This is a genomic window from Lachnotalea sp. AF33-28 (assembly GCF_003477885.1).
Lineage (GTDB): Bacteria > Bacillota > Clostridia > Lachnospirales > Lachnospiraceae > AF33-28.
In genome coordinates, this window is sequence record NZ_QUEE01000018.1 from 39,063 (window position 1) to 51,173 (window position 12,111).

Below are 12,111 nucleotides of genomic sequence, written 5' to 3' on the forward strand. Positions count from 1 at the left end.
ACAGCAGTTCTCGCAGCCTCGGCACCGCATATTCAAAAAAGTGATAGAAGCTCTCGCAGAAATAGTTTTTTTGTATGCCGTCCATGCCCGGCTCCCGCTCTCTGCGGCAGCCGCCGCGGCAAAGAAAACCCCATTTACATTTCTTGCAGTCCTCCGGGGGAACGAGGGAAGTATCGATAAAACCGGACCGCTCACAGTTGAGCATCATATCCTCAAAGCTGTCTGTCCGGACATTGCCCATACGCCACTCATCCAATACATAGAAATCGCAGGGATAGGCGCTGCCGTCCGCTTCAATCACCCACTGTACGCTGCAAAAGCCGTTCATGGAACAAGTCTCCGGAGGACATCCTTTCAGGATCCCGGCCAGGTTTTCAAAATAACGTATATATACGAAGTTCCCCTGCTTCATATCCTGATACCAGTAATCGAACAGCGTCTTCAGGAAAAACTCGTACTTTTCCGGTGTCAGCGAATACTGGTGCTGTCCGCGCTCCTCCTCTAACGGGTCCAGGCAGGCGATATACTGCTGATAGGTAAAGCCGCATTTTTTATAAAAATTATAGATTTTGCCGATGCTCCGTGCCGATTGGGCTGTTACTACGGTGAGTATATTAAATTCCACGCCATAACGCTCAAGCAGGTGTATGCCGCTCATAACCCGGGCGAAGGTGCCGCGTGTACCGGCATCCTTCCGGTACAGATCGTGGATATCACGGATTCCGTCCAGAGAGACTCCGACCAGAAAATGATGTTTCGATAAAAATTCGGCCCATTCCTCATCGATGGCAAGGCCGTTGGTTTGTATGGCATAGGATACGGCAGCCCCGTCCTTTTTATATTTGTCCACGAACCGAATCAACGAACGGTAAAAATCCAGGCCGGCCAGTGTGGGTTCGCCTCCCTGGAACGCGAAGTGATAAGGCCCGCCGCCGCTCTCCAATACTTTTCGGACCAGGATTTCCAGCGTCTCCTCTGACATAAGGCCGTAGCTGGACTGCTCCCGATGTTCCATTTCATCCGCGTAGAAGCAGTAGCGGCAGCGCATATTGCAGCTGCCGGAGGCTGGTTTGATCAGTACACTGTGCACGTTCATAGGTAAAAAATCCTCCTGATGATTTTCAAATACGCTCTTGTGTAAGCGGTTACCGGCACCGCAACGGGCCGCCGGATATGTATATTATAGCGGCACCCGGCGGAATGTACAAGAGAAGAAAAAAACACCGGAACAGGCGTTTGTACAGAACGGATTCTTTTTATATGACGCTGTCAGATGGCTGCAGAGGTCAATTGTTTTATGGTAAAAATATATAAAATATCCGTAAAAATATAGTTAAAAGAGAGAGACAAAAGCTTGAAATACCGGCTCTTCTCTCTTTGAATGCATCATTTTGGAGAAAAAAATCGTTAAAACTGACAAAATTATTCCATGTGCAACAAATTTATGTTATAATAACAAAGATATTTGCTTTGCACAGGATTTTATCATAGCTATGATGATCCTCCTGTGATTTAAAGAATAATGATACGAGGTTTTTTATGATAGATTTGAAAGGAACCTGGCAGTTTAGCCTGGACCGCGATGATAGAGGGCGAATCGAGCATTGGGAGAGTAAGAATCTGGACGGCAGGATCACAATTCCGGGCATTCTGCAGTCCCAGGGGTATGGGGATGATATCACCGAGCACACAGACTGGGTGCAGACTTTATATGACCGCCTCTGGTATCAGCGGGAAGAGTACCGTTACGGCCAGGAGGAGAGGACCAGAGTGCCTTTCCTGTGCCAGCCGCCGAAACATTATACCGGAAAGGCTTGGTATCGCAGGCCGTTTACGGTCAGCGAAGCCCAGAGTAAAAAATGGCTGATGCTCTATCTGGAATGCGCCAGATGGAAGACAGAAGCCTGGATTGACGGCAACCGGCTGGGAGAGCAGAGATCATTATGCGCGCCCCATGAGTTTACAGTCGGCAGATTAAGCCCCGGTGAACACTGGCTGACAATCTGCGCGGATAACGGATGGCTGCTGCCTTACCGCCCGGACGGGCACGGCGTCTCAGATGGTCTGGGGGCCACTTGGAACGGGCTTGTGGGCGAGGTGAAGATCACGGAATCGCCCCTCGTTTTATTGAAGCGTGTGCGCATTTTTACAGATGCTGCTCAAAGACGGGCAGTGGTGGAAGCGCAGCTGGAAAGCCATCTGGAGCAGGATACTTTTGCTGTACTTACCGCAGAAGACGGAGATGGCTTGACAAAATCAGGACAAAGCGTGATACGGAAAGCGCAGAGGATTGAGATACATCCTGGAGAAAGCCGGACAGAACGGCTGGAACTGGAATATCCGTCCGATGCCGGGCTTTGGGATGAATTTTTGCCGGCCCTGCATCAGGTGCGGCTCGGTCTGAAGGTCTCGGTGCCGGATATGGCGGATCTGTATATGGAACAAACGCACACGTTCGGTTTCCGCGATATAAAGGCTGAGAACGGGATGTTTTATGTGAATGGGCGACCCACCTATTTCAGAGGGACACATTTTGGCGGGGATTATCCGCTTACGGGGTATCCTTCCTGTGAACCGGAGTTCTGGGACAGGCTCATGGGCAGGGTGAAGGAATGGGGGCTCAATTACATACGTTTTCATTCCTACTGTCCGCCGGATGCAGCCTTTGCCGCGGCAGACAGGGCCGGGGTGTATCTGCAGGCGGAATGCGGCATGTGGAACTCGTTTTGGGACGGCTGTTCCATGAATGAGGTTTTAAAAGAAGAGACGGAGAAGATATTGGATGCGTTCGGAAACCATCCGTCCTTCGTGATGCTTTCCCCCAGCAATGAGCCCGGAGGAGACTGGTATTCGCCTTTAAGCGCCTGGGTAAAGGAGTGGAAGGAAAAGGACGGACGCAGGCTGTATACGGCGCAGTCCGGATGGCCCTATCCCATGCCTCCCGATAAAATCACAGGAACGGATTATGCCTATTTCCACAGGTCCGGATACGGTATGGAAGCCGGAGGCTCCATCCGCGGTTATAGGGGGTGGCACGGCGGGGATTACCGCAAAGCGCTGGAAGGAATCCGCTGCCCGGTGATCTGCCATGAGATGGGGCAGTGGTGCGCATACCCCGATTTTAAGACCGCGGATAAGTTTAAGGGATACCTGTATCCCGGCAGTTATCTTGTGTATAAGGAAAACGCGGCGGAGCACGGCGTGCTCGGTCAGAATCAGACCTTCGCATGGCATTCCGGCAGACTGCAGGCCGCTATGTATAAAGAGGATCTGGAGGCGAACTACAGGACGCCCCATATCTATGGCCATGAGCTTTTGGATTTGCATGATTATCTCGGACAGGGATCGGCCCTGGTAGGGGTTCTGGATGCTTTCTGGGATCCGAAAGGATATATTACAGCTTCCGAGTGGAAGCATTTCTGCAATGAGACGGTCGTGCTTGCCAGACTGCCAAAGCGCGTTTACACCGTGGAAGAACAGCTTATCTGCAGTTTTGAAATCTGTCACTTCGGCAGAGACGCGCTGCGGGATGAATCGCTGTGGTGGCGTCTGATTCATAAGGACCGGGAAGCGGAAGAGACCGTAGCATGCGGACAGCTTGAATGCGGCAGTGTTCCCCTGGGAAAGAATTTCGAGGCCGGAGAGATTTCGGTCGCTTTAGCGGATAAAGATGCGCCGGGCAGTTACCGCCTGGAAGCGGGGCTTATAAGGAGCGGATTTTCCAACAGCTGGGATATCTGGCTGTATGAGCCGGTGCAGGAAACGGCGGATGCTGCTGTGGAAGAAACGGTAGATATTCTGATAACGGACAGCTGGGACAAAGCCTTTGCAAGGCTTAAGGAAGGAAAGAAGGTTCTGTTTCTGCCCGATCCCGCACAGCTAAGCTATGACTGTCCGCGTTTGAGCTACCGCCCTGTATTCTGGAACGCTCAGATGGGACCTACCTGGGCCAGGGGCATGGGACTGGTCTGCGATCCGAAACACCCTGCTCTCGCGGGATTTGCGACAGAGAGCTGGGCGGGCTGGCAGTGGGAGGAAATCATGACCGGAGCCAGGGGCTTTCGCATGGAGCACCTGCCGGAGGATGTACAGAATATCGTCCAGCCCATCGATGACTGGAACAGAAATTATAAGCTAAGCCTTTTATTTGAGTGCCGTGTCGGCAGAGGCAGGCTGCTTGTGGCATCGGCGGATCTAAAACACCGCCTTAAGGAACGGCCGGCGGCGAACGCTCTGCGAAACAGCCTGATCGCGTATATGAAGTCGGATGCATTTCAGCCTATGGCGCAGGTGACGGAGGAAGAGCTGGCACACTGCAGATTTCCGGCGCATGTGATGGAGCAGCTCTCTGTCCGCGCGGTCTGTGAAGAGGCGCAGGACGCGGATACATCTGCGATGCTGGATGGGAATCCTGATACATTTTTCCGCCTGGAAGGGGAGTATCCTCTGCATATCCGGCTGATTATGCCAAAACCACACAGGATTTCTGGCCTTATCTATGTGCCGAGGCAGAATCACCGGGATCATGAGGGCGATATGAAGGGATACCGCGTCGAGATCTGGTCCGACGGCGGATGGATCACAGCCGCGGAGGGAGAACTGGCTTCTTCCTTTGATCCGAAGACGGTTTTGTTTGGGAAACCTGTGACGACCGACAGGGTGCGTCTGACTGTTTTGTCAGGCTTTGAATCGGAAGACCGGTCCTGTTGGAAGCAGCTGCAGGACGGCTGGTACCGGGTGGACGATTCGGACAGACCTTCAGTATTTGCGGCCGCTGTTCTGGCGTTTATATGTGAAGAAACGCTGGAAGAATGGAAGGACGGGTCTGCAGCAACGGTTCAGGAAGTGGTAAGCGCCACTAAGGAAATTGAACAATGACAGGAAACGAGGAGGAAATATAGATGATCAACTGGAATCAATACGGAGTAAAAAATGGAGAATGTATATATAAGAATTCACTGAAATCCGATCAGGACATCAGAGAGTTTGTGCTGGAGGGATCTGCTAAGATCTCCTTTCCGGAAGGAAGAATGCGCATGGAGAACGCTATGAGCGCCGATCAGGGCCAAAAGGCCAATTATGTGCTGTGGTGTCCGGAAGATTTCCCTTCGGACGTATATATCCAGTGGAAATTCTGGCCCATTAAGGAACCCGGCCTGTGCATCCTGTTTTTCTCCGCCGCCGGCAGAAACGGAGAGGATCTTTTTGATCCTTCCCTGCAGGCGCGCACCGGAGAGTATAATCTGTATCATCACGGTGATATCAATGCCTATCATGTGTCCTATTTCCGCAGGAAAGAGGCCGATGAGAGGGCGTTCCATACCTGCAATCTGCGCAAAAGCTACGGTTTTCATCTGACCGCTCAGGGCGGAGATCCGATTCCCGATGCGGATGAGGCGGCATCTCCCTATACGCTGGGGGTTCTGAAGTATCGGGAACAGGTGCGTTTCTTTGTAAACGATATGGAGGTTTTCTGCTATCTGGATGACGGCAGGACCTATGGCCCGCGCCTTGGCGGGGGAAAGATCGGTTTCCGGCAGTTAGCGCCGCTGGTTGCGGAATATGCGGATCTGGAAGTTTATGCTCTGCATGCCGGCGAAGATGAGAAAGATGCGAGGGATTGATAATGAGACTACTGTCTGACAGAATTAAGCCAAAGGTCAGGACAAAGCCAAGAAGAAAATATAAGTACAGAATATTTATTCTGCTGACGCTTCTCTCCATTGTGCCGCTGGCTGTTCTGGGGACTTTTTCCTATACCACTTACACCAGAGAAATGACGGAGCGCGCGGATCTGTCGCTGCAGTCCACGATGGAGCAGGTGCAGAACCAGGTCGAAAATACACTGACGAGTATCCGGCAGTACTATTCGGAAATCAGCAGCCGTGAAGCTATCAAATGGGCGATGGAGGAGACAAGCGTACCGTATCCTGCATTTGATAAAGTGGAAGATGCGCAGGAGGTTCTCCGGGGAGCGCTGTATCTGGATGAATATGTAAAAGGCTATACGTTCATCAATTTGAAGGGTGGATGGGCGCTTAGCAATTATGGCATGTATCCGCTGGATCAGGTGACGAACAGCGAGGTCCTGGATGCGTTTCTAGAACAGGAGGCCTTGACACCAAACCGCATTTATTGGAGTAATCATCTGGGGGAATCATTGGACAGCCCTCTGCCCGGGCGCAAGATGGATTTTACCGGCCTTTTGCTGGTGCTTAAGCTCCCGACACTGACGGCTCAGACGGACGGCCTCATCGTGGTAAATCTGAATGATAATCTGTTTCCCGGCATATTGCAGAAGAATCTGGCCGAATATGAGATGTGCATACTGGATATGGAAGGAAAGCCTGTAGCCGGCACATCGGAAGATCTGATGGAATACGCTTCCTCCGTGTTAAGCCAGGGCGGTACGCTGGAGGCACAGGACAATGTAAAGTTAGATAATGGAAGGTCGTTACATATAATTACAAATCGCGGGGGGGGGCAGTCGTCGCCGAACGGTTTGACCTATGTGGCAGCCTATGATCTGGAGAATGTGCAGGAAGGCGCCGACCGGATACGCGCGGCAGCTCTGGCAATTATTGCGGTGCTGATCCTGTTTCTGGTGCTCTGTCTGATATCTGCAAATGTGATATACCGCCCGATCAGCAACCTGACGGAGTATGCAAGAGGAATTTTCGGTTATGAGTCGGAGAGCGAGGATGAGTTTGACTACCTATTCCGAGGGGTGGGGGAGCTGTCTGACAAAAAAAAGCTGCTGGAAGAGCTGGTGAAAGACCAGGGCACAATGCTGATTGAGCTGTTTATGGTCAGACTGATGCGCGGAGGCATTTCACAGACCAGAATCGATCAGTTCCTGGAACGCTACAAGCTGCAGAAGTGCAGGCATTATATGCTGATGGCCGTTCATATTATCATGGACGGTGAATCGTTTCCCGCAGGAGAGGTGGAAAGCGAAGCGGCCAGCCTGACTGTATCGGAAAATATTCCGGAAGAGATTAAGGATGAGCTGTTTGTGCCTCCGATCAGCCAGGGAGATCTGATCCTGCTCCTGGTGGGAATGGATGATAAAAAGGCTCTGGAAGAGCGGGTTGATAAGATACACAATATGGTCACTTCCTATGTGGAGGAGACCTATCACTGTCCCATCGCGGTGGGTGTCAGCCAGACCTTCCATCTGCTGAAGCATTTGCGCACCGCTTTAAATGAGTGCCGGGAAGCTCTGATGAATGACAACGTATCCGCAGATAACGCGGAGGGCAGGAACGGTTCGATCGCATATTATGAGGACTTTGCCAGCGATGATAATGTCCGGCATGGCTACGATCTGACATTGGAGCAAGCGGTCAGAGTCGCGGTGGACAATGGGGATCAGCATGCGGCGGCGGAAGCGGTGGATCAGTTTGTGGATGGGCTTGGCGCCAAGGGCATAACGCGGTATGAGAGAAGCTTTTATATATACCGTTTTATGATCGCAGTTATGATGGTGCCTTCCAACGCCGGACTGTCTATGAATCAGGTGTTTGTCAGCCAGTCCGTGGATGTATTCCTTAAGTTAAACACGCTGTATGATTCGGAACAGCTGAAATGCTATTATAAGAAAAATGTGGTTCTGCCGGCCATCGCCAGTCTGGCGAAATTCCGTCATGGCCACAGCAATGACATACTGGATAAGGTGCAGTCTCTGGTGAAGGAGTCCAAAGGGGATATCACCCTGGCAGAGTGCGCCCAGCAGCTCAATTACCATCCCAGTTATATATGGAAGGTGTTAAAGACGGAGCGCAACATGACTTTTACTGAGCTTGCCAACTATGAGAAGATGGAGGCGGCCAAGGATCTGCTGATCAATACGGAATTATCTGTAAATGAAATCGCGTCCAGGCTGAATTACTCCAACACTCAGAACTTTATCCGCTTCTTTAGTAAATATGAACAAATGTCTCCCGGCAAATACCGGAAGGAGAAAAAAACCGGCTAAATGACGATAATCATAATATTTCATGCCTGAAAAACTGCTGAAAATCACGGATTATCAGGTGAAAATGCCAGGCGATAAAATGATAAGTCCAGAAGGAATGCAGGAAAAAATGCCGATAAATCCTGCATTCCTTTTACTTTTTTGTGAATAGAATGTGAATAAATTATGAAATATATTGATTATTGAAAAAGTGCAAAACTTATTGTAAATTATACACATAAGGCACGAGCACGGAAATTGTATTTGGTGCAGAATGCACAATACAAAAGAGGAGTTTATGTGAGATCTGCTTTATGAGAACAATATAATTATGAAAGGAAGGTTAGATGAATGGGTAAAAGTAAAGTTGCTGCCGGCAGTGTGGCGGTTCCGAAAAGAAACAAAGCTTCATTAGGAACGCATATCATGGCGCACAGATGGCTTTACATAATGTTGATTCCCGGTTTACTCTACTACATAATATTCCATTATGTACCGATGTTCGGAATCATCATTGCATTCGAAAATTTCAATCCCATGGTTGGTAATTCACCGATTGAGGCGTACATACAGAGCCCCTGGGTGGGATTGGCACAGTTCCAGAAGTTCTTCGGAGGGCCGGACTTCATGCGGCTGCTCAAAAATACGTTGGGAATTTCAGTTTTAAACCTGGTAATAGGTTTCCCGGCGCCGATTATTCTGGCACTGTTTTTAAATGAACTCCGTTCCCAGACATATAAGAGAGTGGCACAGACTTTTGTTTATGTTCCTCACTTTATATCATGGGTTATCGTAGGTAGTTTGACTTACCAGCTGTTTAACATATCCGATGGTTTTGTATACCATACAATCGAAAGCATCTTCGGTTCCGCACCGGATATTTTAAGTAAGCCGCAGTATTTTAAGGGCATGATCGTTGGTCAGGGCCTTTGGAAAGAAACAGGTTACGGTACAATTGTTTTCCTGGCCGCGCTGTCCGGCGTGGATACAGAGCTCTATGAAGCAGCGAGAGTTGACGGCGCTGGGCGCTGGCGCCTGATGTGGCACATCACACTGCCGGCGATCAGAGGAACGATTGTGATCATGCTGATCATGCGTGTGGGCGCTCTGCTGAACACCGGATATGAGCAGATCTTCATGATGGAGAACGACTTGAACCGTTCGGCAGCACAGGTATTTGATACCTACATATACCGAGTCGGTATTAAACAGGGGCAGTATTCGCTGGCTACGGCCGCCGGCCTGTTTAAATCGATCGTCAGCATGATTCTAGTATTAGGTACGAACTGGATCGCCAAGCGATGCGGCGAATCCGGACTATATTAAAGGAGGGGCGAAAATTAAATGGCTGGATCAAAAAATTCATCTAATCACATTAAAAGAAGCCCCGGGGATCAGACAGTACAGGTACTCATTTATATCTTTATCGGCGCGTTTGCGATTGCCTGTGTAGTTCCTTTTATCTATGTTTTTGCCGGGTCATTTGCTACGGAAAAGGAATTGACGGAGCGCCCGTTCTTCCTGATACCGCACGAGTTTTCTTTAAATGCATACAGATATGTTACAAAAACCGGTGATGTGTTCTTCGGTTTGAAAAACTCACTGATTGTAACCGCAGTCGGCGTTATTATCAACATGTTTTTCACAACCACGTTTGCATATCCGTTATCCAGGCCGTATCTTAGAGGCCGGAACGGTTTCATCAATATCGTTATCATCACGATGCTCTTTGGCGGTGGCATGATTCCTGCTTATCTGCTGGTAAGCTCCCTGAATCTGCTGGATACCTATTGGGCTCTGTGGCTGCCCGGTGCGATCAGTGCATTTAACTTTATCATTGTAAAGAACTATTTCCAGGGGCTGCCCATGGAACTGGAAGAGGCTGCAAAGATCGACGGCAGTTCGGACATCGGTATATTCACAAGAATTATTCTTCCTCTGTCCAAACCGGTGCTGGCTTCCGTATCCTTATTCTACATGGTAGGACACTGGAACAGCTACTTCAGCGCTATGCTCTACATCCGTGATCAGGATAAGGAAGTTGTTCAGATCGTTTTAAGAAGAATTGCTTTCCTGGCAGGCGGTATCAATACCGACGGTACGCCGATTGATTACGGTCTGATGGGAGCGCCGCCGGAAAAAGCCGTAAGAATGGCAATCACCGTGGTAGCGACTGTTCCGATTCTGATCGTGTATCCTTTCATTCAGAAGTACTTTACCAAAGGTGTTATGGTTGGTGCCGTTAAGGGCTGACCTGCATACATATATTTAAATTTCTAAAGGAGGAAATGTAGAAATGAAGAAATTCAACAAATTTGCTGCATTGTTTCTGGTAATCGCAATGGCAGCAACCATGCTGGCTGCATGCGGCAAGAAAGATGACGCTACGACAGCAGCACCCACTACGGCTGCAAGCGGTGAGACAACAACTGCGGCGGCTGGTGATGACACTCAGGCAGCTGATACAACTGCGGCTCCCACTGAGAAAGCACACATCTCCATGATGTGTATCGACCATCAGGGCCATGCGCTGAAGAATGTTGGCGCAGAAGAAGTTATCGCTGCATATGAAGAGTACACAAACACAACTGTAGACTGGAACTGGGTTGCTAACGACAGTTATGAAGACGTACTTGGTGTAACCCTGATGGATAAGAAGAACATGCCTATGATCATCACATGGGGCAGCGCTTCTCTGTCTTCCACTCTGATCCAGGCGGCTCAGAACGACGCTTTCTGGGATTTAAGCCAGTACATCTATGATGCTGAGAAGTATCCGAACCTGTCTCAGATGAATGAAGAAGTTAATAAGGCATTCATGGTTGACGGCAAACTGGTTGGACTTTACCGTTCCAGACCGATCGGAAGAAACGGCCTTGGATACCGTACAGACTGGGCTGAGAAGCTTGGTTTAAGCGAGCCGAAGACGGTTGAAGATGTTTACAACATGGCAAAAGCATTCACAACTCAGGATCCTGACGGAAACGGCAAGGACGATACATACGGTATTGCAATGTGCAAGTACACAGGCCCGGTTGATATCGTACAGGCTTGGTTTGGCGCAGGCAACACATGGGCTGAAAGAGATGGCAAGCTGGTTCCCGTTCATCAGACCGAAGAGTATATGGAAGCAGTTGAATGGTTCAAGAGAATGTATGACGAAGGCCTGATCTATGAAGACTGGGCAGTTCGTGAGACCAACACATGGTCCGACATGGTTCAGAAGGGCGAGTGCGGTATGTTCCTCGACGTTCTGGACAACTCCAGAAGAATCTGGGATTACTTTGTAGACAACAATATTCCTTCCGTAGTAGATCCTAGCCAGACAGCTTCTATGACTCTGGTAGGCGGAATTGCAAAAGACGCTAACAGCGAGCCTTCTACTCTGGCTACAGCCGGTCAGGGCGGATGCTATCTGATCACAAAGGCTGCAGCTCCTACAGAGGCGGATCTGGAAGCATGCCTGCACTTCCTGGACAAGATGAACGATGATGAAATGTACATCCTTGCTGATTACGGTATCGAGGGAAGAGACTGGGAATACGATGAGAACGGCAAGATCAAAGACCTCAATGCTGGTAAGGAAGTTAGTGAGAAACCTCAGAACGGTCTGAATCAGTGTGTAACTTATGTTCCTGGTACAGGCAACCTGCCTTTAAACAGAACAGAGAGATCTGTAATCGAAGAAGCTATCAAGAAAGCAAACGAAGATATCGCAGTATTTAACCCTGCAATCGGATATACTTCTAACTCCGCTACATTCGCATCTGTTGGCGCGGATCTGAATGATATCATGACTTCTGCAAGAACACAGTACATCTGCGGTACGATCGACAAGGCTGAGTTCGAAGCTCAGATGCAGCTGTGGCTGGATCGTGGCGGCGCTCAGGTAATCGAAGAAGTGAATGCACAGTATGAAGCTGATAAAGCTGCAGGCGTTGTGAAATAATTTCTTGATGAACTGATACAGTAAATAACAAAACAGGCTGTCATCCGGCTTCGTGCCGGGCTGGCGGCCTGTTTTTTGGTACGCCTTGCGGCGCACGTTTCAGATTTGCTGGAGTACGCGTTAAAAAGATTGTGCAACTTGATATGAAGCGTTATACTGGTGAGTGTAAAGAAAGCGGATGCTCAGAGGACAGAAGGGAGAATCA

General features: G+C 49.5%; 7 protein-coding genes. 6 read left to right on the top strand and 1 reads right to left on the bottom strand.

The genetic code is table 11. The features are described 5' to 3' along the window. On the bottom strand, positions 1-1,096 hold a 1,096-nt coding region (locus DWZ56_RS19865), incomplete at its 3' end, for an anaerobic sulfatase maturase (protein WP_118558346.1). Positions 1,097-1,539: 443 nt separating this feature from the next. Between DWZ56_RS19865 and DWZ56_RS19870 the strand changes: the two genes are divergently transcribed. The 6 genes from DWZ56_RS19870 to DWZ56_RS19895 all read left to right on the top strand — a co-directional run bounded on the left by DWZ56_RS19870 (position 1,540) and on the right by DWZ56_RS19895 (position 11,906). Then, positions 1,540-4,878: a discoidin domain-containing protein gene (locus tag DWZ56_RS19870; RefSeq protein ID WP_118558347.1), complete on the top strand. Its 3,339-nt coding sequence runs from the start codon at positions 1,540-1,542 to the stop codon at positions 4,876-4,878. Positions 4,879-4,901: 23 nt separating this feature from the next. After that, positions 4,902-5,624 (top strand): DUF1961 family protein, encoded by a 723-nt coding sequence (locus DWZ56_RS19875; RefSeq protein ID WP_118558348.1) that lies wholly within the window; start codon positions 4,902-4,904, stop codon positions 5,622-5,624. Positions 5,625-5,626: 2 nt separating this feature from the next. Beyond that, complete coding sequence (locus DWZ56_RS19880; RefSeq protein WP_118558349.1) at positions 5,627-7,978, top strand: helix-turn-helix domain-containing protein; 2,352 nt, start codon at positions 5,627-5,629, stop codon at positions 7,976-7,978. 330 nt (positions 7,979-8,308) lie between these two features. Beyond that, positions 8,309-9,283 (top strand): ABC transporter permease, encoded by a 975-nt coding sequence (locus DWZ56_RS19885; RefSeq protein ID WP_118558350.1) that lies wholly within the window; start codon positions 8,309-8,311, stop codon positions 9,281-9,283. An 18-nt stretch (positions 9,284-9,301) separates the two neighbouring features. After that, the gene (locus DWZ56_RS19890) at positions 9,302-10,210 is read left to right on the top strand and encodes a carbohydrate ABC transporter permease (protein WP_118558351.1); all 909 of its coding nucleotides are present in this window, start codon (positions 9,302-9,304) and stop codon (positions 10,208-10,210) included. 43 nt (positions 10,211-10,253) lie between these two features. Continuing rightward, positions 10,254-11,906 (top strand): extracellular solute-binding protein, encoded by a 1,653-nt coding sequence (locus tag DWZ56_RS19895; protein ID WP_118558352.1) that lies wholly within the window; start codon positions 10,254-10,256, stop codon positions 11,904-11,906. The last annotated feature ends 205 nt before the right edge of the window (positions 11,907-12,111 follow it).

What these genes read in the sequence shown, in the direction of transcription:
- DWZ56_RS19875 (WP_118558348.1), top strand. Translation starts at nt 4,902, where the DNA reads ATGATCAACTGGAATCAATACGGAGTAAAAAATGGAGAATGTATATAT.
- DWZ56_RS19895 (WP_118558352.1), top strand. Translation starts at nt 10,254, where the DNA reads ATGAAGAAATTCAACAAATTTGCTGCATTGTTTCTGGTAATCGCAATG.
- DWZ56_RS19880 (WP_118558349.1), top strand. Translation starts at nt 5,627, where the DNA reads ATGAGACTACTGTCTGACAGAATTAAGCCAAAGGTCAGGACAAAGCCA.
- DWZ56_RS19885 (WP_118558350.1), top strand. Translation starts at nt 8,309, where the DNA reads ATGGGTAAAAGTAAAGTTGCTGCCGGCAGTGTGGCGGTTCCGAAAAGA.
- DWZ56_RS19870 (WP_118558347.1), top strand. Translation starts at nt 1,540, where the DNA reads ATGATAGATTTGAAAGGAACCTGGCAGTTTAGCCTGGACCGCGATGAT.
- DWZ56_RS19890 (WP_118558351.1), top strand. Translation starts at nt 9,302, where the DNA reads ATGGCTGGATCAAAAAATTCATCTAATCACATTAAAAGAAGCCCCGGG.